Annotated in this window: 21 protein-coding genes and 1 riboswitch; of the genes, 12 read left to right on the top strand and 9 right to left on the bottom strand. The window is 36.0% G+C overall.

Annotated features, from left to right (window positions below; all coding sequences use genetic code 11):
• Positions 1–9: 9 nt before the first annotated feature.
• Positions 10–486 carry a divergent PAP2 family protein gene (locus D612_RS0114930; protein ID WP_017756292.1) on the bottom strand — a complete coding sequence of 159 codons (477 nt, stop codon included), beginning with the start codon at positions 484–486 and terminating at the stop codon, positions 10–12.
• A 163-nt stretch (positions 487–649) separates the two neighbouring features.
• On the opposite strand from D612_RS0114930, the gene D612_RS0114925 reads away from it, so the two are divergent.
• Positions 650–2,152 (top strand): leucyl aminopeptidase, encoded by a 1,503-nt coding sequence (locus D612_RS0114925; protein ID WP_017756291.1) that lies wholly within the window; start codon positions 650–652, stop codon positions 2,150–2,152.
• Positions 2,153–2,240: 88 nt separating this feature from the next.
• Here the strand turns inward: D612_RS0114925 and D612_RS0114920 are convergent, their stop codons facing one another.
• Positions 2,241–2,798: a biotin transporter BioY gene (locus D612_RS0114920; RefSeq protein ID WP_051023222.1), complete on the bottom strand. Its 558-nt coding sequence runs from the start codon at positions 2,796–2,798 to the stop codon at positions 2,241–2,243.
• A gap of 227 nt (positions 2,799–3,025) precedes the next feature.
• Here D612_RS0114920 and D612_RS0114915 point away from each other — a divergent pair, with 227 nt between their 5' ends.
• The gene (locus D612_RS0114915; RefSeq protein ID WP_017756289.1) at positions 3,026–3,241 is read left to right on the top strand and encodes a hypothetical protein; all 216 of its coding nucleotides are present in this window, start codon (positions 3,026–3,028) and stop codon (positions 3,239–3,241) included.
• Positions 3,242–3,295: 54 nt separating this feature from the next.
• Here the strand turns inward: D612_RS0114915 and D612_RS18435 are convergent, their stop codons facing one another.
• Positions 3,296–3,481, bottom strand: coding sequence for an aspartyl-phosphate phosphatase Spo0E family protein (locus tag D612_RS18435; RefSeq protein ID WP_017756288.1), 186 nt, complete (start codon positions 3,479–3,481; stop codon positions 3,296–3,298).
• Positions 3,482–3,861: 380 nt separating this feature from the next.
• On the opposite strand from D612_RS18435, the gene D612_RS0114905 reads away from it, so the two are divergent.
• Positions 3,862–4,398: a DUF420 domain-containing protein gene (locus D612_RS0114905; RefSeq protein WP_017756287.1), complete on the top strand. Its 537-nt coding sequence runs from the start codon at positions 3,862–3,864 to the stop codon at positions 4,396–4,398.
• 87 nt (positions 4,399–4,485) lie between these two features.
• Here D612_RS0114905 and D612_RS0114900 read toward each other — a convergent pair whose 3' ends face one another.
• The 5 genes from D612_RS0114900 to ribD form a co-directional block, all read right to left on the bottom strand.
• A complete protein-coding gene (locus D612_RS0114900) occupies positions 4,486–4,677 on the bottom strand; it encodes a hypothetical protein (protein ID WP_017756286.1) in 192 nt (63 codons plus the stop codon).
• A 154-nt stretch (positions 4,678–4,831) separates the two neighbouring features.
• Positions 4,832–5,296 carry a 6,7-dimethyl-8-ribityllumazine synthase gene (gene ribH, locus D612_RS0114895; protein WP_017756285.1) on the bottom strand — a complete coding sequence of 155 codons (465 nt, stop codon included), beginning with the start codon at positions 5,294–5,296 and terminating at the stop codon, positions 4,832–4,834.
• 42 nt (positions 5,297–5,338) lie between these two features.
• The gene (locus D612_RS0114890) at positions 5,339–6,532 is read right to left on the bottom strand and encodes a bifunctional 3,4-dihydroxy-2-butanone-4-phosphate synthase/GTP cyclohydrolase II (RefSeq protein WP_017756284.1); all 1,194 of its coding nucleotides are present in this window, start codon (positions 6,530–6,532) and stop codon (positions 5,339–5,341) included.
• Positions 6,533–6,556: 24 nt separating this feature from the next.
• On the bottom strand, positions 6,557–7,204 hold the full coding sequence (gene ribE / locus D612_RS0114885; RefSeq protein WP_017756283.1) for a riboflavin synthase: 648 nt from the start codon (positions 7,202–7,204) through the stop codon (positions 6,557–6,559).
• Between the two features lie 3 nt (positions 7,205–7,207).
• Positions 7,208–8,302 carry a bifunctional diaminohydroxyphosphoribosylaminopyrimidine deaminase/5-amino-6-(5-phosphoribosylamino)uracil reductase RibD gene (gene ribD / locus D612_RS0114880; RefSeq protein WP_017756282.1) on the bottom strand — a complete coding sequence of 365 codons (1,095 nt, stop codon included), beginning with the start codon at positions 8,300–8,302 and terminating at the stop codon, positions 7,208–7,210.
• Between the two features lie 243 nt (positions 8,303–8,545).
• A riboswitch (FMN riboswitch) is annotated at positions 8,546–8,681 on the bottom strand.
• A gap of 195 nt (positions 8,682–8,876) precedes the next feature.
• Between ribD and D612_RS18430 the strand changes: the two genes are divergently transcribed.
• The 3 genes from D612_RS18430 to D612_RS0114865 all read left to right on the top strand — a co-directional run bounded on the left by D612_RS18430 (position 8,877) and on the right by D612_RS0114865 (position 11,567).
• Positions 8,877–10,124, top strand: a complete 1,248-nt coding sequence (locus tag D612_RS18430; RefSeq protein ID WP_017756281.1) for an SH3 domain-containing protein — start codon at positions 8,877–8,879, stop codon at positions 10,122–10,124.
• Positions 10,125–10,227: 103 nt separating this feature from the next.
• Entirely contained in the window at positions 10,228–10,794 is a 567-nt protein-coding gene (locus tag D612_RS0114870) for a DUF5366 family protein (RefSeq protein WP_017756280.1), read from the top strand.
• Between the two features lie 446 nt (positions 10,795–11,240).
• Positions 11,241–11,567, top strand: coding sequence for an STAS domain-containing protein (locus tag D612_RS0114865; protein WP_233275027.1), 327 nt, complete (start codon positions 11,241–11,243; stop codon positions 11,565–11,567).
• Between the two features lie 132 nt (positions 11,568–11,699).
• Here the strand turns inward: D612_RS0114865 and D612_RS0114860 are convergent, their stop codons facing one another.
• Entirely contained in the window at positions 11,700–13,568 is a 1,869-nt protein-coding gene (locus D612_RS0114860) for a transglycosylase domain-containing protein (protein ID WP_017756278.1), read from the bottom strand.
• Between the two features lie 596 nt (positions 13,569–14,164).
• On the opposite strand from D612_RS0114860, the gene D612_RS0114850 reads away from it, so the two are divergent.
• From D612_RS0114850 to D612_RS0114825, 6 genes are all read left to right on the top strand, one after another.
• On the top strand, positions 14,165–14,635 hold the full coding sequence (locus tag D612_RS0114850) for a chemotaxis protein CheW (protein ID WP_017756276.1): 471 nt from the start codon (positions 14,165–14,167) through the stop codon (positions 14,633–14,635).
• Positions 14,628–17,225 carry a chemotaxis protein CheA gene (locus D612_RS0114845; RefSeq protein WP_017756275.1) on the top strand — a complete coding sequence of 866 codons (2,598 nt, stop codon included), beginning with the start codon at positions 14,628–14,630 and terminating at the stop codon, positions 17,223–17,225. The genes D612_RS0114850 and D612_RS0114845 overlap by 8 nt, the downstream gene beginning before the upstream one ends.
• A gap of 25 nt (positions 17,226–17,250) precedes the next feature.
• Entirely contained in the window at positions 17,251–18,795 is a 1,545-nt protein-coding gene (locus tag D612_RS0114840; protein ID WP_017756274.1) for a methyl-accepting chemotaxis protein, read from the top strand.
• A 114-nt stretch (positions 18,796–18,909) separates the two neighbouring features.
• Positions 18,910–19,344: an ATP-binding protein gene (locus tag D612_RS0114835; protein ID WP_017756273.1), complete on the top strand. Its 435-nt coding sequence runs from the start codon at positions 18,910–18,912 to the stop codon at positions 19,342–19,344.
• A complete protein-coding gene (locus D612_RS0114830) occupies positions 19,341–19,685 on the top strand; it encodes an STAS domain-containing protein (protein WP_017756272.1) in 345 nt (114 codons plus the stop codon). The genes D612_RS0114835 and D612_RS0114830 overlap by 4 nt, the downstream gene beginning before the upstream one ends.
• On the top strand, positions 19,678–20,814 hold the full coding sequence (locus tag D612_RS0114825; RefSeq protein WP_017756271.1) for a SpoIIE family protein phosphatase: 1,137 nt from the start codon (positions 19,678–19,680) through the stop codon (positions 20,812–20,814). Before D612_RS0114830 ends, D612_RS0114825 begins: the two co-directional genes overlap by 8 nt.
• The last annotated feature ends 57 nt before the right edge of the window (positions 20,815–20,871 follow it).

The following is a 20,871-nucleotide window of genomic DNA, read 5'->3' as shown; positions in this document are numbered from 1 at the left end:
TTTTATTTATTAATAAATTAAATAATATAAAAGTAAGGTGAGGAAGATACCCGACAGTGCACCAAAGAAAACTTCGATAGGTTGGTGTCCTAAAAGTTCCTTCAATTCTTTTCTTTTTTCAAATTCTTCTTTTTTGGGCCAGCTTTTGGCCTCTTCCACAAACCTCTGAAATTCCATTACAAGCTTATTTAATACCGTAGCATGTTCGCCTGCTTCACGACGTACGCCTGTTGCGTCAAACATTACAATAATGCCAGAAATTGTCGCAATAGCAAACAGTGGAGATCCTAATCCTTCTTGAAGTGCGATTGCAGTAGCCAATGCAGTTACCGCACCTGAGTGGGAACTTGGCATGCCACCGGTACTTGTTAACAAAGACCAATCTATTTTTTTGGTTGTTATATACGTAATGGGTACTTTAATAAATTGTGCAAAAAAAATGGAAAAAAGTGCTGCCCACAAAGGGAAGTTTGTAAATAATTCCATATAGTAGCATGTCTTCCTTTCAAAAAAGTATAGGACCTAGAACTCGCTAGTGTTTCGTAATCATTATTTTTTGCAATGATATATAATTATATCATATGATAAGACTATGTTTTGTAAAATTAGCATGTAATTTATTTGGAGAAAAATAGACAGGAGGAATTAAATGTTTAAAGTCATAAACGAGCTGCCGCTGAGTGAGGTGCAAGAAGGCCTTATAGTAGGTGTATTTGAGCATGAAAAGATAGACGGATTCCTAAAGGAATTAGATGATGTTCTTCAAGGCCAAATATCTGAATTGCTGCAGGATGGGGATATAAAAGGAAAGAAAAAAGTTATTTCAAAAATCCATACATTAGGGAAAATTGGCTTTAAGCGAATTTACTTTGTTGGACTCGGGAAAGCAAGTGAGTTAACATTTCCTATTGTACGAGAAGCGTTTGGACGGGTTGTGAAACAAATAAACAGAGACCGTTTAGCTACTGTTACGGTTGCTCTAGATACATTTATAACTGAGGATGGGTTAGTATTAGACGCGGCGCATGCGTTTAGTGAAGCTTTATCATTAGCAAGCTACAAATTTAATCATTATAAGCGTAAGGCAAATATTTCTGCAAAAGAACTTGAATCAACCTTTGTATATACAGGGGCAGATCAAGATGAAATAATGGCAGCCTTAACGGTGGGTTATACATACGGACAAGGAACAAATAGTGCCAGAACACTAGTAAATTTACCCCCTAATAAGCTAACAGCAGCTGATTTAGCAGATTATGCGGTTGAAATTGCAAAAAAATATAGAATGGAATACGAGATTTTAGAAAAGGAAGAGATGGAGCAACTAGGGATGGGAGCCCTTTTAGCAGTAAATAAAGGCTCAGTCCAACCGCCTAAATTAATTGTATTAAAATACATAAGTAATGAAAAATGGGAGAATGTCTTAGCACTTGTTGGGAAAGGTATTACATATGATACAGGTGGTTATAGCTTAAAATCTCGTGAAGGCATGGTTGGTATGAAAACAGATATGGGTGGAGCTGCTGCCGTTCTTGGTGCGATGGAGATAATTGGTGAATTACAACCAGAACAGAACGTAATCGCTGTTATTCCTGCAACAGATAATATGATTAGTGGGGAAGCATTAAAGCCAGATGATGTGATTACTTCGATGAGTGGAAAAACGATTGAAGTTTTTAATACGGATGCAGAAGGTCGTCTTGCGCTTTGTGATGCGATTCACTATGCAAAACAACTAGGCGCAAGCTATATTGTTGATATTGCAACTCTGACAGGCGGAGTTATTGTGGCCCTTGGAGATGCAGTAACAGGTGCGATGACGAATAATGAAACGTTTTTTGAAGAAATGCTCGAGGCTTCAGCTGAAGTAGGAGAGCTTTTGTGGCGACTTCCTTATTTTGATCACTATAAAGAAAAGGTTCGAAATCACAGTAAAATTGCAGACTTAAGTAATTCTCCAGGCCGAGAGGCCCATCCAATCATGGCTGGGGCATTTTTGGGGGAATTTGTGGAGGACACACCATGGATTCATCTTGATATCGCGGGTACTGCAACTTCAAAAGGGGAGCATGATTTAGGACCTGCTGGTGCAACCGGTGTTATGGTAAGAACATTAGCAACATTAGCGGAACGGATGTCAGCGAATCGTTAGAAAAATTGATAGAAGCCAAAACAAGGATGAGTGCGCACTCATCCTTGTTTGTTTCGTTTTATTCCTTAGATGTCTTTTTGATAAATGTTTACACCGTTTCTTGCTTGTAAACATGATTTGCTTTTTGTACAGCCTTATATATTCGTGGCGACATTAAACCAGCTGCTATTGATAAAATAATATCTTTTGGTAGAGGGGCTAGCATCCATGCCCAGGCAAGTCCATAACTAAATCCTTCAGGGGCATTCGCCCAAAACTTATATGCATAATACATCCAATTTGTACCGAAAACATAGTTAATAGCCATTCCAATTAATGAAGCAATAATAAAGCGACCTACCTTCGGATCTTTGACCTTTTCAATTATATATCCTGTAACATATGCAACTAAAATATAAGATAGAAGAAATCCAAATGTAGGCTTCATTACAATAATTGGTCCACCAACAAATTGCGCGGTCACGGGCGCACCAGCAATGCCAACAAGAATATAAACAATCATTGATATTGCTCCAATGCGTCGACCTAATATTGCTCCGGCCAGTATACTGAAAAAGGTTTGTAATGTGATTGGTACGCCGCCTACGATAAGAAATGATGAAATGTTCGCTCCAATTGCCATTAAAGCAACAAACACTGCAATCATTGTTAAATCAATTGTTCGAAACCGTTTGTTTGACAAGAAAAACTCCCCCTATAATTACCGTTAATCAAAATAATAGTAAATTATCCGATTAATGTCAACCGGAAAACCAACTAGGTTAACAAATAGTTTTTTCCCCCTAGTAGGATAGAAGCCTAAACAATAATTAAAAATTGGCATACATTACAGTGTAGGCGTATTAACGATACATGAAAGGGAGGTATTCTTTAATGGTAGGTAGTCCATTCGTAAATGATAGCCGTTTTTATGGAAGACCTTTTAGAAGGCCATATGGAAGACCGTTTTTTGGCGGTCCGTTTGTTGGGGGATTACTAGGTGGGCTAGTAGGGAGTGCTCTATTTAATCCGTATTTTTATGGATATCCATATGGATACCCTTATCCATATGGGCGACCGTATTATCCCTACGGTGGGTTCTGGTTTTAATAAAGAGTTACAAAAATATATAGACCGTCCGTAACCACGGACAGTCTATATATTTCATGCACTTTTTCTATTGTATACCCTTTGATCTAATTTGTTTAAAAGTTGATCAAGCTCTTGGCTGCATTGGATTGTTAATTGATTGTTAATTCCATAAATTGCAGCTAATTCTAACATTTCTTTTCTTTTTCTCTCTATTTGTTGGTGTGTCATCAAAATTGAAACACCCATGAAGTGGTTCATTACTCTCTCTCCAGTCAATTTTTTTATACCTTGAATGTATTATACATAAAACTAGTAATAATTTAATAGATTCGACAAAACTAGTCAGGCTTTAATAAAAAAAGGTTATATTTTATATAATACATACATTTTCTTGTTAATTCACAAATTTTGGACACAGGTATTCGAGCAAATTTGCTAAAATTCTGCAAACTTCATTGGAATTTCACATTTATTCGGTATAAAATAATATGTAATTCAAATACTAGTAGTTTCAAAAAATTGACAAAAAATTCAACTGATTTAAGTTGAATAATAGAAATGGATAACATAAGCTAGATTTGAAAATGCTCATATAATATATTTTAATAAGTTGATTTCTTTAAAAGGGGACAAGTTAGATGAATGAAAATTCTGTAAAACAACGAAATTTTACACCATTAATTGTTATTTTAACCATTGCCATCAATGCAATCGTAGCTGTTTTATATTTTATGCCAAAGTATGATGGATTTAGTGATGTTGATCTAACAATTCTACCGTTTTTAAATGCAGTATTTAATAGTTTTACGTTTGTGTTTTTAGTAGCTGCATTAGTGACTATTAAACAAAAAAATATAAAGCTTCATAAACGTTTTGTTTTATCAGCGTTTGCGACAACTACCTTATTTCTATTATCGTATGTTGCCTACCATGCTATGGCTGAATCTACAGTATTTGGTGGTGAGGGAGCTATTCGCTACTTCTACTATTTTATATTATTAACTCATATTGTTTTTTCGGCTGTTATAGTGCCTTTAGCGTTAATCTCTGTTACAAGAGGCTTTAATATGCAGGTTGATAAGCATCGGAAAATTGCACGCTGGACAATGCCGTTATGGTTATATGTAAGTTTGACCGGTGTAATTGTATATATTATGATTTCACCATACTATTAAAAAGTAAAGTGATTAAAAAAAGCTGCAAGGACTATTATAAGTCCTGCAGCTTTTTAGTTCCATAAAATGTAGTTTACGCCCCTGTTGTTAAATTCGACCTGCACGTGACATTTCTACTAAGGCAAATACGATGTTAATCATTAAAATTGCAATTAAAATAGGTATAAAATTTAAAACATGAGTTTTTCCATACTTTTCACGAATAATACCTGTTGCATACCCACTTCCTAGAAGAGCAACTAATGTTGCTAACATCATAATTGTATATTTTATAGTCATAATTACACCCCTTTAAATCAACCGAGTAAACATACTTAATAGTATAAGTATAATGGATAAAACAGCTGAATAAATTGAACATTATGTGAACAAATACCATTGGGTGTATTTTTGGTATCCATTTATAAATACTTGTTGTATAGCAAAGTACCGATTAAAAGTTTTTCAGTAAATTCGCCATCTCAATTGCAGCTATAGCAGTGTCCCATCCTTTGTTACCTGCTTTTGTTCCAGCTCTTTCAATCGCTTGTTCGATGTTTTCCGTCGTAACGACACCGAAAATAACAGGTATACCGGTTGAAAGCCCTGCATGCGATACACCCTTTGCGGCTTCGTTACATACATAGTCATAATGTGTTGTTGCTCCACGAATAACAGTTCCTAATGTGACAACCGCATCATAGTTACCTGATTCCGCCATTTTTTTTGCAATCAGTGGGAGTTCGAAAGCACCAGGAACCCATGCCACATCAACAGCATCCTCTTGAACGCCGTGTCTATTAAGGGCATCTTGTGCACCTGAAAGTAGCTTGCTAGTAATAAAATCATTAAATCGTGAAACAACAATTCCAATCCTTAGACCTGTCCCAACTAAATTCCCCTCGAATGTTTTTCCCATCTTTTAAATCCTCCTTATACAAAATGAATAGCGTCATGCCTTTTAAAGATTCAGCATGTGACCTAGTTTTTCATATTTCGCTTTTAAATAATTGGCATTTTCCTTTTTTGTTTGCATTTGAATCGGAACCCGCTCAACAATAGATAAACCATAACCCTCAAGTCCTGCAATTTTGCGTGGGTTATTTGTTAATAATCGCATTTTCGTTACGCCTAAATCTTTTAAGATTTGCGCACCGATTCCATAATCCCGTAAATCGGCTCCAAAGCCCAACTTTTCATTGGCTTCAACAGTATCATAGCCCTCTTCTTGTAGCTTATAGGCACGTAATTTGTTTAATAAACCAATTCCTCGTCCCTCCTGTCTCATATAAAGAAGGACACCTTTCCCTTCAGCTTCTATTTGTGATAGTGCGGCATGTAGCTGTGGACCACAATCACAGCGGAACGAGCCAAAAACATCACCAGTTAAGCATTCAGAGTGGACGCGAACTAATACTGGTTCATCACTATTGATTTCCCCTTTTACAAGCGCCACATGTTCTTTCGAATCAACAATATTTGAATAACCGAAGGCTTTGAAATTTCCGAATTCAGTTGGAAGTTTAACCTCTATTTCACGAGTTACTAATTTCTCTTTACGATTACGGTAGCTAATCAAATCCTTAATTGTAATCATCTTTAAGTTAAGTTCATCGGCGATTTGACGTAGGTCAGGAACTCTTGCCATCGTTCCATCATCTTTAATAATTTCGCAAATGACACCAGCAGGCGCTGCACCACATAGTTTTGCTAAGTCAATTGCTGCTTCAGTGTGTCCCGCTCTTCTTAATACACCTCCATCCTTTGCGATTAAAGGGAAAATATGTCCTGGTCTTTTAAAATCGGATGCTTTAGAAGCAGGATTTATTAATTGCTGTATGGTTGTTGAGCGTTCAAATGCGCTAATACCAGTAGTAGACGTTTTATGGTCAATGCTTACTGTGAAAGCTGTCCCGTGTGGATCAGTATTACGATTTACCATAGGGACTAAATCGAGACTGCGAGCAACATCCTCTGTAATTGGCGCGCAAACTAAACCACGTCCATGTGTAATCATAAAGTTAATGACCTCAGGTGTTGCTTTCTCAGCTAAAGCTACGAAGTCCCCTTCGTTTTCACGGTCTTCATCATCACAAACAATAACGACATTTCCCTTTATTAATTCTTGAAGCGCGTCTTCAATTGAATCAAACATTTTTCTTCCTCCATTACTACTTTTCTATTTATATCCATGTTGCTCTAAAAAAGATTCAGTTATTGCATTTGAGTCCTTTACCTTACTTTTCAAAAGGAATTTTTCTATATATTTACCTAAAATATCACATTCTATATTAACGATATCTCCAACAGATTTACTGCCAAGAATCGTTTCTGAAAGGGTATGTGGTATAAGCGAAATTGTAAACGTTTTGTCGCTCAAGTTAAAAATTGTTAAACTTGTTCCGTCAACAGTTATCGAGCCCTTTAGTAACAAATAGCGAAGCAATCCTTCGTCTACTTCGATTTCATAATATACAGCATTTGCGACAGGTTTTTTCTTGCGAATCGTACCAATTCCATCGACGTGACCTGTTACAAAATGACCACCAAATCGTCCGTTTGCACTCATTGCACGTTCAAGATTAACTTTCGAACCTGGAGTTAAATCTCGTAACGATGTTGCCTTAACTGTTTCAGGCATAATGTCAACAGAAAATGAGTTATTATCAAAGGTTGTTACTGTAAGACAGACGCCGTTAACGGCAATGCTATCACCTAAATGAACATCCTTTAAAATTTCTGGGGCTTCAATCGTCATTTTTATCGCATCACTTGCTTTTGAAATTGCTTTCACAGTTCCCTTTTCTTCTATAATTCCTGTAAACATAATTTACCCATCCTTTGTGTATGGAATTGATACAATTTTTATATCTTCACCAATTTGCGAGATAGATTGTATTTTAAACTGAAGGACTTCATTCATTTTTTCAAAACCGCTCCCGCCGATCGCGGTAGGAGCAGTCGTTCCACCAATAATTTTCGGAGCTATATATGTTATCATTTGATTAACTGCTCCAGCTTTAATAAAGCTCCAGTTAATTTTCGAACCACCCTCAACGAATAGAGATGTTATCCCCCTTTCTGCTAACATTTTCAGAATGTATGGGATTTCAATGTTGTTAGTAGGAGCTTTGATAATGTCAATATTTCTAGCTTTTAACATTTCGACCTTATCATTTGGTACATTTTGCCCAACAACAACCCATGTATGTGTACATTGGTCCATTATGACCTTTGCTGATGGTGGTATTCGCAAGTTTGTATCAAGGATAATTCGAATAGGATTTTTCCCACCCAATGGAAGCCGTGTTGTTAATTCGGGATCATCCTTCAAAACAGTGTTTACACCAACCAAAATCGCGTCATGCTGATGTCTATACTTATGAACGTCTAAACGAGCTGACTCTCCTGTAATCCATTTGCTTTCACCCGTTACAGTAGCAATTTTACCGTCTAGGCTTGTTGCCGATTTTAACGTTACATAAGGGAAGCCAGTTGAAATATAATGGAAGAAAACTTCATTCAGCTTATCTGCTTCTTCTTTTAATACACCGACATCAACTTCGATTCCCGCCTTTTTTAGCCTTTCAATTCCTTTCCCGGCAACTTGTGGATTAGGATCTGTAGAGGCAATCACAACTCGCTTAACCCCGCTTTTGATTAATAAGTCGGCACATGGTGGGGTACGGCCAAAATGACTACATGGTTCAAGTGTTACATATATGCATGAGTTTTTAGCTTTTTCACCTGCCATATTAATAGCATGCACCTCGGCGTGGGCTTCACCTGCCCGCAAATGTGTACCAAGTCCAACAATTTGGTTGTCTTTCACAACTACAGCACCAACAACTGGATTGGGGCTTGTTTGCCCAATTGTATTAAAAGCAAGTTGAATGGCAAGTTGCATATAGTTTTCATCTGTCATACATACATATCTCCTTTGCAACAATAAAGGATGTTTTTACAATATAAAAAGACCCTAGGATCTCCTAGGGTCTATTTATAAAGAGTAAGAAAATAGTAGACAAAATTGTGTAAGTTTCGCACTTGTACATGAAAATAAGAACGAAAGCATAACAAAAAAGCATAACAAATTAAGAGGATATACATCCAAATTGTTCAAAAAAACTACATGAACAAACAATAAGTTTGATGTGAATGCCACTTTTCTTTTCTTCTTCCATCCAGACTTTAACTGTCGGCCCTGGATTTGCACCAGATCCTGCCCAAAAAGGCTCGCGGGCTTAGTAGTAAAATACTACATCACCGCCGATTGGGAATTTCACCCGACCCCGAAGAAAACGTATTTAGTTTCTTTTACTATATAGTATGTTTCATCCAAAAAACAAGTATTTCGTATAAAAACAATTTAAAACAGTCTAATTAATTTTCCCGTGCTATTAAATTCCCTATATACAAACGTTATTATTTAACAGGACCAATCTATTAAATCGTATGGTAAAATACTATACAGTGAGGTTGAGAAGGAGGGTTTGTTCTTGAAAAAAACGATAAAGTTTCAATTTACTATATTCATAGGTTTTCTATACTTAGTGTCTAATCTACTTAATCCAACTGTTATTCATGCTGAATCTTCTATTCATTCGAAATGCGGATACATTCCTGATGAGGGTGTTAACCCTCCTGCGCAGATCATTAATTGTTTATTAACTGAAGTTGCTCTTGCAAATAATATACCACCGGAAATTGTTAAAGCGATTGCTGAAAAAGAAAGTGGTTGGAAGCAATTTGGGAATACCGGCGAGCCTCTTATTAGTAAAGATGGGGGCATCGGTATGATGCAAATTACGTGGACGGGTGGATTTGACGTTGAAAAGCTTAAAAATGATCTAGTTTATAACATCGAAGCTGGTGTTCAAATCTTAAATGATAATTTTCAACGTAAGGATTTACCGAAAATAAATGATGGTTCAAGAAACGTTATTGAACATTGGTATTTTGCAATACTAGGATATAACGGCATTAAGCCGATGAATAGTCCTGTTTTGCAAAACGATGGTTCATTGAACGTTAATGCTTACCAAGAAAAGATTTTTGAGATTATTCGCAAACAAAGTTTACTAGATATTAAGCCTATTCCGTTTAAAACAACAGACTTTTTATATAATACAGAAAGCACTACCAATATTCAATTTTTGACGAAACAATATGAATTGCCAATTGATCAGCTTAATAGTAGCAAGTACGATTTTAAGCCGATGGACAAAGGCTATATTACTAGTAATGATGTAAGACTTCGAGAGGAGTCTTCGACATCTAGTCCGATCGTAAAGGTCTTAAATAAAAATGATAGAGTAACCGTTCTTGATACTTTTACCTTTGACCAACGTAACGAAGCTAATACTTTTGCTTGGAATTTAGTTCGTTTGGATGATGGAACAGAAGGCTATGTGGCAGCTAGCTATATAAATAATAAAAGTAGTAATGATGATGTTAGCCAAAATGGAAACAACGAGCCTGTAACTGTATCGGTAAATAAGGTCTGGACGATTGAATTTAATGAAACTGTAGATCGAAATTCTGTTCATAATGATACCATTTACATTTTAGACTCGAATCTTAATATTCATCCAACAGAAGTAGTTGTCGAAAACAAAAATGTAGTGATCGAACCACTAGAAGCGTTTAAATCAAATCAAACGTATTCGCTTTATATAAAACGTGTAAAATCAGCAACAGGTATTCCTTTAGCTGAAGAAATCAAAAAGGATTTTACCATTGAATAAAACAGTGACGCGTTCTCTATTTATGCAGGAACACTGTGCTCTTTAGCACAGCTTATAAAAAAATGAGATGGCATACCCATCGGATATTATCACGAGGATAATTATGATCATTAAAAATACGTATTTTACAAGCTATTTTCCACTAATTTCAATCATTTTTTTCAGTATGTCATTTGCGATCAATGTTCAAATTCGTGTTGTTGACTTTTTGCGGGACTTTGGAATTTATGAAGGAATGCTTGAATTTTTTACAGATGGCGGTATTAAGCTAACAATCTTTTTTTTATTAGTTTTAATATTTTTTATGGTAATTGCCGCATTAAAGCTAATTGCTGATACGATGGTCCAGCTTTCTTTATTGTTTTTTTCAAAGGATGCGGAAGGTTATACGTTAAATAAAATCCGTGTTGGCTCATGGATTTACTTGTTAGCTAGTGTAGTTGCCATGGTCACTTTTAAAGTGATTATTGTTCCATTAGCACTGTTCCTATTAGCAAGCCTAATTTATTTTATCTTTTTCATTTATCGAGTTAGTGACCATTTGTCAGTTGTCAATCAAATCGGTCTCGTTTGCTTTCATTTGTTTTTTTGGAGCGGGTTTTTATTTACGGTGGCATTTGCGGTTTTAAAGCTCTATAACAGCTTCGTCAAAAGTTTACCAATTATATAATTTGAATAAAATTATAAAGGAGTTAGCTCGAGTAGTAATTCGAGTTAACTCTTTTTTCTTTGTTCAGGAAATTATAAAATTTGATCCTGTGGAAAAATACTATAGCACAGAGAGTAGTCGTCCAGCGCAAGCGCCTAGCGACTAGTAAACTTCGCTCATCTCTTTTGCGATAAGGCAACATCGACTAAGTCCCTCGACGTGTTTTGTTTATCTCAGTCGATGCGCTCTTAGTTTATACGTCGCTAATCAGGGCGCTTGCGCCTTTTTTAGTTGTTGGGAACAACTGCGCACATTCCTACAAAATTAGCGGAAGTTAGCTATGATTTTGTCTGCCTTAAGCAATAAATGTCTAAATAATACGATGATTTAGGGGTGTTCACGGGCAAGTAGTCTATGAATAATAGTATATGTGTGTCATTTTGGGGGAGAAAGGGGATATTTTTTTGGTGCAAACATTAGTATGGAGTCATAATATTTCAATGGAAAATTTAGAAAGCTTTAGTGCGGCTCTGCAAAGGTTATTACAATCGAATGCAAGAGGATATATTCTTAATCTCGAGAAAGTCGCTTTCATAAATAGTCGAGCCTTAGGCATTATTGCAAACGCAGTAAAAGAAGCAGAAAATATGAGAAAGGAACTAGTGATCTCTAACATACAGAGTTCCATTAAAAAAATTTTTAAAATCGTATGCTTTTATTCAATTGTCCGAGTTTTCCCTAACGAGCTAGCCGCAAGAAAGTATTTTGCAGAAAAGAATGTAGTTGTCAATTAAAGGCAAGAAATGAAAACAATTAAAAAACGGGGGCAGACACACCACATTACATACTATACTTTAAAATAGTAATAGCGTAGATACATTGATGAACATGTGTGTTCAGTCCCCATTTTGTAAATCAAAAATCGATTAGTCCTTAGTAGCTAACATAATTTCTCGCCAAATGGCTAAATGCGGGGAGCTATTATTAACCTTTTCAATACTGGCTGGATTGTCTTTTCCAATCCAAACGCCAGTTGTATAATTTTCGTTAAGGCCAATGATCCATAAATCCTTAAAATCATTTGTGGTTCCAGTCTTTCCACCAATATATTCGCTTGAATAATAGCCTTTTTTACCAGTTCCTTCAGTCATTACTTTGTGAAGGAGGTCTCGCATTTTGTCATTTGTTTTTTCATCCCAAACTAAAGCTGGTTCCTCGTGCCATGTGTAAAGTGTATTTCCTTGTAAATCTGTTACTTTCCGAATTCCTCTTGCTTGTAAAAATGTCCCTTTATTGGCAAAGGTAGTGTAGGCATTCGTTAGTTCTAAAGGTGTTATACCATTTGTAAATCCACCAATAGCTGCAGGGAGCCGCCGGTCCTCTTTTACAATTTTATTAAATTCAAAGGCTTCTAAGTAGTCGAATGCTTTATCGATTCCAACAATATCAAGAATGCGGACAGCTGCTGTATTATAGGAATATTTTAGTGCCGTTTCTAAAGATACGGCTCCATATTGGCTGTTACCATAATTTTCTGGACAGTACCCATTTTTGCAAAATGGACCTGCGCTAATTGAGCTTGACGTCGAATATCCGAATTCAGCTAAATACGGACCATAAACAAGTAAAGGCTTTATTGCAGAACCTGGTTGGCGGTATGCTTGAAAGGCACGATGGAAATCATGCTTTTTGTATGTTTTGCCACCAACGATTGCTACTACCTCGTGGGAGCTATGGTCAATGACTACAACAGCACCTTCGATATCGGTATTCCGAAGTTTTTGCTCTAGGACAGCCTCTGCCCGGTGTTGTAGTTTAGGGTTAAGAGATGTTTCAATTACAATACCAGATTTTATTACCTCATTTATTCGATTTGTTAGCTGTTCAGAGATTCTTTCTATTTCCTCGTTAGTTGCTGCGGCAAGTAATTGTTGTTTAAATCCTTCCTTTTGCGATATGAGTTGTTTCAATTCTTCGTGTATAAATGTTACGAAATTTGGATGTAAGTCCGTTCTTTCTTTAATAGTGAGAGTAATATCCTCGCTAAGCGCCTGTTCATATTCAGATTGAGTAATATAATCCGTTTCCAACATTTTGGAAAGCATCCATTTTTGTCGTTGCTTTGTATTGTCATAATGCAATAGCGGGTTATAAAAATTTGGATTATTAGGGATTGCGCATAAGAAAGCAATTTCACCGAGTGACAATTCATTCGTATGCTTGCTGAAGTAAAACTGAGCTGCTGCCTCAATGCCATAGGCGTGATTTTGGAAATAGATCGTGTTTACATACATTTCGATTATTTTTTCTTTTGATTGTTCCTTTTCAAGCTGATAAGCGTATAAGAGCTCGCTAAGTTTGCGGTTATAACTTTTTTCCGTTCCTAAATAAACAGTTCTTATTAACTGTTGAGTAATCGTACTTCCGCCTTGTTCAATTGTGTGCTGCCTGGCATTTACTAGAAGTGCTCTAGTAATTCCAAACAGATCAAAGCCTTGATGAGAATAAAAGTGCTGATCCTCTGTGGCAATAAATGCATGAATAACGTGTTCAGGAATTTCTTCATATGGAAGTATGATGCGGTTATCTGCTTCATAAATTTCTGATATAATTTGTCCGTTGCTATCCTTAATAAAGCTTGTTTGCGAAACCTTTAATTCTTCTATATTAACAGCCTCATCTAAAACTTCTGTAACGGAAACCGTTTTATTGTATTGATTCATAGTCCCTGCTAGTGATGCCGAAAAACCCATTATGAAACAAAATATTATAAAAAAGCCAAATACGACTCGCATTTTTCTCCCTACTTTACCAAATCTAATGCGTTTATTTTATCATGTTGCGATTATAAATAGTAAATTTAATCAAGGCTATATCGTGCCGTTTTAGAAAATTTTACAATAATAGTTATTTTGGCTAAGGTTTCAGCTAATTCAACTAATTATTTAACAGTGTCTTAGCAAATGTAATGCTTAGAAACTGGTCAAAGGAATAGCCATTCTAGTAAATTGTTACAAAAATTTGAAGTTGTTGTTATTTTATGTATATTTATGTCCTTAAATTGTGAAATATATCACGTAAAAACAAGTGTGAATTTTGTAGTATATTTATTGATTTATCTAATATTTTAAGGAAAAATTTGCAACAAATTAGTAACAACTTAATCGTTCACATATCCTCTCATTTACATATCTTCCATATTTTCTGAAGGCTAATTCCATCTTAGAAATTACGAATCCATATTTGAAGAAAAGCACCATCCATAAATTAATGTATAATTCAAATTTTCGATGGTGTTTTTGGGTATGCAATTTTTACGTTTTGAAACGAAACAACATTATTGTTTAAAAGTGCCACTAGTTAAGTATAGAAAGAAAGGTGGTGAAATAATGTGAATACGGTAACGGAAAACAAAGCAGGTCAATACGTTGTGTTTGCAATTAATAATCAGCTTTGCGCATTGCCAATTGAAGAAGTTATCGAAATTATTCGTGTTCAAACTATTACACTAGTTCCTGGAATAACTGACTATATATCAGGAATGATCAATTTGCGTGGGAAGATTATCCCGGTGGTTCATTTGCGAAAAAGGTACCACATGCCAGATGATCCTTTTACTAAGAAAACGAGGATCGTTATTATCGAAGATGATGGGGAACATATTGGTTTAATTGTCGATGAAGTTGTAATGGTTACGTACGTTGCAGAGGGTGAGTTTGAACCAACGCTAGATATGTTTAATTCACTGGAAAAAGATTGTTTTAGAGGCTTTGCAAAAGTGGGTGACACGTTAATAGGAATATTAAATAAAACAAAGGTTCTTTACCCTGAATATGAGAAGGGGGTGGAAAATAATGAGTGAATTTGATATGTCCGCCTATCTAGGTGTGTTTTTGGATGAAGTTGACGAACAACTGCAAATTTTAGATGAAGAAGTATTAAATCTAGAGCACGACGGAGAAAATGCAGATACCATTCAACGAATATTTAGAGCGGCCCATACTCTGAAAGGTTCTTCCGCCGCAATGGGCTTTGACAAGATGAAGGAGCTTACCCATAAAATTGAAAATGTTTTTGATTCTATTCGTAATGGGCAGCTTAAGGTCAATACTGAAATCATCAATGTAATCTTTGATTCTATTGATTATATCAAAGTTTTAAGGGAAGCAATTATGAACGGCAACCTAGATGAAACAAATATTGGACCATTGGTTGAAAAGTTAGAGAAAATAAAGGATTCAGTTGGAACAAGTGATTCCGCAAAACATGTTGAAAGCGACAAAACAGAACCTATAAATGATGATGTTTCTTTCCCTGAAGTTGTTTTAGATCTCTATCAAAAAGATATTGTTGAAAAAGCGTTGCAATCAGGCTTTCAAGTAATGGCAACCTATATAAGCTTAATGCAGCAAGCCATGCTAAAATCTGTTAGAGCATTTCTAATTCAAAATAATTTAAAGGAGATTGGCGAAATAATTGCCTCATTTCCACCAACAGACATTATCGAGGATGACACTAAATTTGATGGCAACCTTGTCTATATTGTTGTAACGACAGCAACAAAGCAACAAGTCATTAATATTGTTAATAGTATTTCCGATATCCGTACCGTTGCACTGACGCTAATTACAAAGGACAATGTTGATAGTTTTTGTGAAGGGAAAAAGGTAGAGTTTAGCGATGTCAAACCGAAAGAAACCGTGTTGAACAACCAAAAGCTAGATAGCAAGATCAAAGTTCAGCAAACTGTTCGTGTTGATGTTGAACGGTTAGAACATTTAATGAATTTAGTTGGTGAGTTAGTAATTGACCAAACTAGATTAGCAGATGTGCGAAGCCGCTTAGCTGACCGATATCCTAATGATTTAGAGATTGAATCCTTTGGCGAAGTTGGCAATCATATTGGTCAAGTAATTAGTGAGCTTCAAGAAGGCATGATGAAAACAAGAATGCTACCAATTGAACAATTATTTAATAGATTCCCACGTATGGTTCGTGACCTTTGTCAAAAGGCTAATAAAGAGATTGACTTTTTCATTGAGGGCAAAGAAACAGAGCTTGATCGAAATTTAATAGAAGAAATTGGGGACCCTATTATTCACCTTTTACGTAATTCACTAGACCACGGCGTGGAACCTCCAGAAGAGCGTGAGTTAATAGGGAAACCGAGAAAAGGGAAAGTCGTACTGAAGGCTGCGCATGAAGAAAATCATATCGTTATCACGATTTCCGATGACGGTAGAGGTATTGATCCTAAGAAAATTAAAGATGCAGCTATAAAAAAACGGCAGATTACAGAAGAAGAAGCCGAAAGGATGACAGATAAGGACCTTATTTTTTTAATATTTAAGTCTGGCGTTTCGACTGCGAGGAAAATTACGGATATTTCCGGTCGAGGTGTAGGGATGGACATCGTACGGAGTCATATCGAAAAACTAAATGGCCTCATTGATATTGACTCGCAGCTCGGAGTGGGAACAACGTTTACGATTAAGTTGCCACTAACATTAGCAATTATTCGTTCCTTATTAGTAGAACTAGGCGAAAAACAGTTTGCAATTCCGTTAGCAAATGTTCAAGAGATTGTCCGTCTGAATAAGGATGAAGTAAAGACTATCAAAAATCAAGAGGTTGGAATAGTTCGTGAACGCGTGCTTCCATTAGTGAGAATGCATAACCGTTTAGGAGTAAGTGAGAGCGGCCTAAATGAGAAATGTCGATTATTTATCGTTGTTGTAGGCTTAGCAGACAAGCGGATTGGCATTATTGTTGATAAAACTCTAGGCAATCAAGAAATAGTCATTAAATCATTAGGGAAATATATTGGTACTCCAAAGTATATTGCCGGAGCAACAATTATGGGCGATGGTAATGTAGCTCTTATTTTGGATGCTGGCGCAATTGTGCGTGAAGAAGGAACTAAGGATGAAACAAATTTAGAGGCAAATTTGAAATACTCGAAGCAAGAAGAGAAAATGATTCAGGTCGCATCCTTTAAACTTGGTAATGAGGAGTATGGTATTGGTATAGATCGTGTGAAAGATATTATTACAGTACCGTTCATCACTAAATTTATGAATGCGCCATACTCAGTTTTAGGAATGATCAATTTACGTGGAAAACTAATTCCTGTTATGGATTTACGGGAGCGGTTTAGTATTGAACAATGTGCTGTTACGAGAAAGTCACGCATTATTGTTGTTGAATTTGTAAATGAATTAATAGGACTATTAGTTGATCAAGTAACTCAAGTGTTAAAGGTTAGTACGGATACAATTGAGGCGCCACCAGATAGTACAGGACAAATTGAAGCAAGATACATTCGTGGTATTAGTAACTTAGGAGATCGGTTAGTTATATTGCTAGATTTAGATCTTATCTTAGATATTCAAGAATTAAAAATGTTAACTAACATAGTTGAAAATAGTAAGTACGAATTGGTTGATTTGTAAAAAACTATTTCAAGGAGGATTTATTATGAAAAGCTTGCGTGCCAAAATATTGGGTGGAGTGGCAATTCCTCTTTTGTTACTTCTAAGTTACTCTATATACAATTTTATTCAAACGAATAACTTTAAAGTGGCAGTTGAGAATGCTCTTGAAAATGAATTACAAGTACTACTTGACTGGGAACAATTAACTGCTAACGTAACAAGACAAACGGCTGCTTTACGAGCCTTTCTATTAACAGGAAATGAAGAGTTTTATGAGGAATTTGATCAAATTGGAATTAACAATAATGAAGTTGAAGCAAGATTATCAAAAACAGACCTATCAGCCGAAGCAAAGGAAATATTCGTTAAGGCTGGACCGTGGGATCAAGAAATGATAGCGCTATTTGAGTTATATCGACAAAGCCCAGAAGAAGCTATTGCTAAAAGTGGTGATGTCCGTGCGTTAACGGATGAAATATTAGCTGGATTTGATGTTGAGGTAGAAAGAAAACGAGAAGTAATGACAACACTTAAAGAACAGGTAATTGAAGCGGGAAATACTATCATGTTCATTACAGTAGTCTTTACTATTGCCGCTCTTGCAATAGGTGTCATCGTTGCTTGGATACTTGCGCAAAAAATTACCGGTCCAATTCTCGAAATAGTAAATCGTTTGAAGCAAGTAGCTGCTGGGGATTTAACCGGAGAAACGATTAGTCTGAAATCAAAGGATGAGGTCGGTCAGTTAGCAAATTCAATAAACGATATGGTATTTTCGCTACGACAATTAGTAGGAGAAGTGGTGCAAAATTCCAGCAACTTAGCTGCAAGCTCGCAAGAAATATCTGCAAGTACAGAGGAAATTGCGAGTGGTAGCCAGCAGCAAGCGAATGAGGCAAGCGCGTCTTCTGAAATGGTAAAGGAAATGTCTAATGCGATAAAAAATGTTGCAAAGTATGCAGAGGATGCTGCACTTTCAACAGAACAAACAGTTAAGGCAGCTGACCAGGGTGGAAAAGTAATTAAAGAAGCAGTAGATAGTATGGGTGTAATAAGTAATAAAATAGGCGATTTATCGTCCAAATCTGTGCAAATAGGTGAAATTGTAGAAGTCATTGATGATATTGCTGAACAAACAAATTTACTTGCCTTAAATGCAGCAATTGAAGCAGCACGTGCAGGCGAAGCGGGTAAAGGGTTTGCTGTTGTAGCCGATGAAGTAAGGAAGCTCGCTGAACGAAGTGGAAAAGCAACAAAGGAAATTTCGGAATTGATTCATTCTATACAAGAAAATACGGACTCTGCAGTTGAAGCGGTAAACGAGGGCGATGAAAAAGCGAAAATAGGTGGATCTTCATTCAAAGAAATAGTGACACTTGTAAAAACATCTGCTGAAAAAGTTGCAGAGATAGCGGCCGCTGCCGAACAGCAAGCAGCCCAATCACAAGAAGTATTAATATCGGTTGAAAATATTGCATCGGTTTCAGAAGAAACTGCGGCAAGTGTTCAAGAAACAGCAGCAACAGCCAATGATTTGGCAAAGATGGCAGAAGGGTTATCTATTCTTGCGGGCAGGTTTAAAATTTAGAAAAAAATGTAAATATTTAGTGACAAATCTTGATAGGAAGAGAAGTTTTTCTTTTCTTCCTTTATAATAATAGTAGTTTGGACAAACTCTATTACTCTAAGGAGAAAAGAATCCATGAAACAGGGTGAGGGACAGCAATGCTTATTAGTTGAGAAAGAGGATGATATTTTCCAAGCCATGGATGTAACAGAACGGATTGCTGGTGAGTTGGGATTTCTTAAAGATGATAAATTATATTTAAGATTAGCCACTGAAGAGGCATGCATGAATGCCTATGAATATTGTAAAAAAACGAAACAAGTCGGATTTGAAATATGGTGGAACACTAATCGTGATATGCTTTCGATTTATTTAAAGCATAAAGGGAAAAAATTTAATGTTCATGTTAACAATGACGAGATTAATGTAGGTTTAAGAGGAAGAGGACTTCAATTAATTGTGAATTTGATGGATCATGTCGGTGTTGAGGAGAACGGAGATTATGTTCAGTTTTCAATGCGAAAATATGTTAACAATAAAAGACAGCACGAAGGGAATGGTATACTATGATATTTACTTCCTATGAAAAAGTTTTTCTTTTAAAATGGGAAGAGGATGTTACTTTAAGAAATATTGATGAATTTAAAGCTGCAATGAATCAATTAATTGAATCAGATTCCTCAGATCTAATATTGAATTTTAAAGAAGTACAATATGTAAACAGCGCAGCGCTTGGTACAATTGCAGACTCAGTGATGACTGCTAGAAAGAATCAAAAGGAACTAGTTATCGTTGAAATTCAACCACCTGTTCAAGAGATTTTTAATATTGTAAAGTTTGGATCTTTTATTAAGTTTTTTGAGACAGAGGAAGAGGGATTAAAATATTTTCAGAGGGAAACGAATGACTGATTCAAGGTTACCACGACAAAATACAATTGAACAGCAATTAGAGCTAATGGCCAAAGTGTTTAAATATTCTATTGAAGGCATCTTTTTAACTGATTTAGAAGGTAATATTCAAATGGTGAATCGATCATTTGAGTCTATTACAGGATACTTTGAGGCAGAGGTTATCGGCAGCAATCCGCGCATTCTCAAGTCAGGTAAGCAAGAATTAGGGTTTTATAAAGAGTTATGGATAGCACTCGAAAGGGATGGCCAATGGCAAGGGGAACTTATTAATAAGCGCAAAAACGGGGAACTATATTATCAAAGGACAACTATTGCTACGATAAAAAATTCAAAGGACGAACCAATTAGCTATTGCGCTATTTTTAGTGATGTAACCGAGGCGAAGGAAGCTGAACGAAAATTGGCATCAGATTTAGAATTAGCGCGGCAGCTCCAAAAAAGTGTACTAAGCAAACCGCTAAAAAATGACCATATTGATATCGATGGAGTTTACCTTCCTTCAGCACAATTAGCTGGTGATATGTATGCGTGGTATCAAATTAATCCGGGTAAATATGGAGTTATATTATTTGATATTATGGGGCATGGTGTGGCATCGTCACTTGTTAGTATGTCAATTCGGTCGTTATTAAGAGGGATTATTACTCGTTATGTGAAACCTGAAAAGGTTTTGCAGGAACTAAATGAACACATGCAGGTTCTGTACCGCGAAAATGAAATGTCAATTTCATACTTTTTTACAGCTATTTACCTTGTTATTGATTTGGAGGAAAATTCAATTGAATACGCAAGCGCAGGCCATCCTCCAGGACTTCTAATTAGTGACGACCATCGTATCAAATATTTAGATAAAGGCTGTCCACCAATTGGCATGGTTACAAAGCTGTCTGTAGAAACGGAGAAACTATCTATAATAGGTAGCACACAAATTATTTTATATACCGATGGATTAACTGATTCATTTGGACGTAGTACTTATGAAAATATCGAAAAGCTAAAGAATATAGTAAGTAGTATAAATAAGTGGGAAAGCTCACAATTGCTTCAATCAATAATCGAAAGTATTGATATAACAAACAGACGTTTTTCAGATGACGTTACTGTAGTCGCTATTACAATTAAATAGAAATTAGTAAGAAGGGGCTCTAGAAAAGCCCCTTTTTCATCGGCATTACTAACTATT

The organism is Calidifontibacillus oryziterrae, assembly GCF_000331575.1.
Taxonomy (GTDB): Bacteria; Bacillota; Bacilli; order Bacillales; family Bacillaceae_J; genus Calidifontibacillus_A; species Calidifontibacillus_A oryziterrae.
Note: the sequence above shows the minus strand (reverse complement) of the source record. Positions and strands in the feature narration are given on the sequence as shown.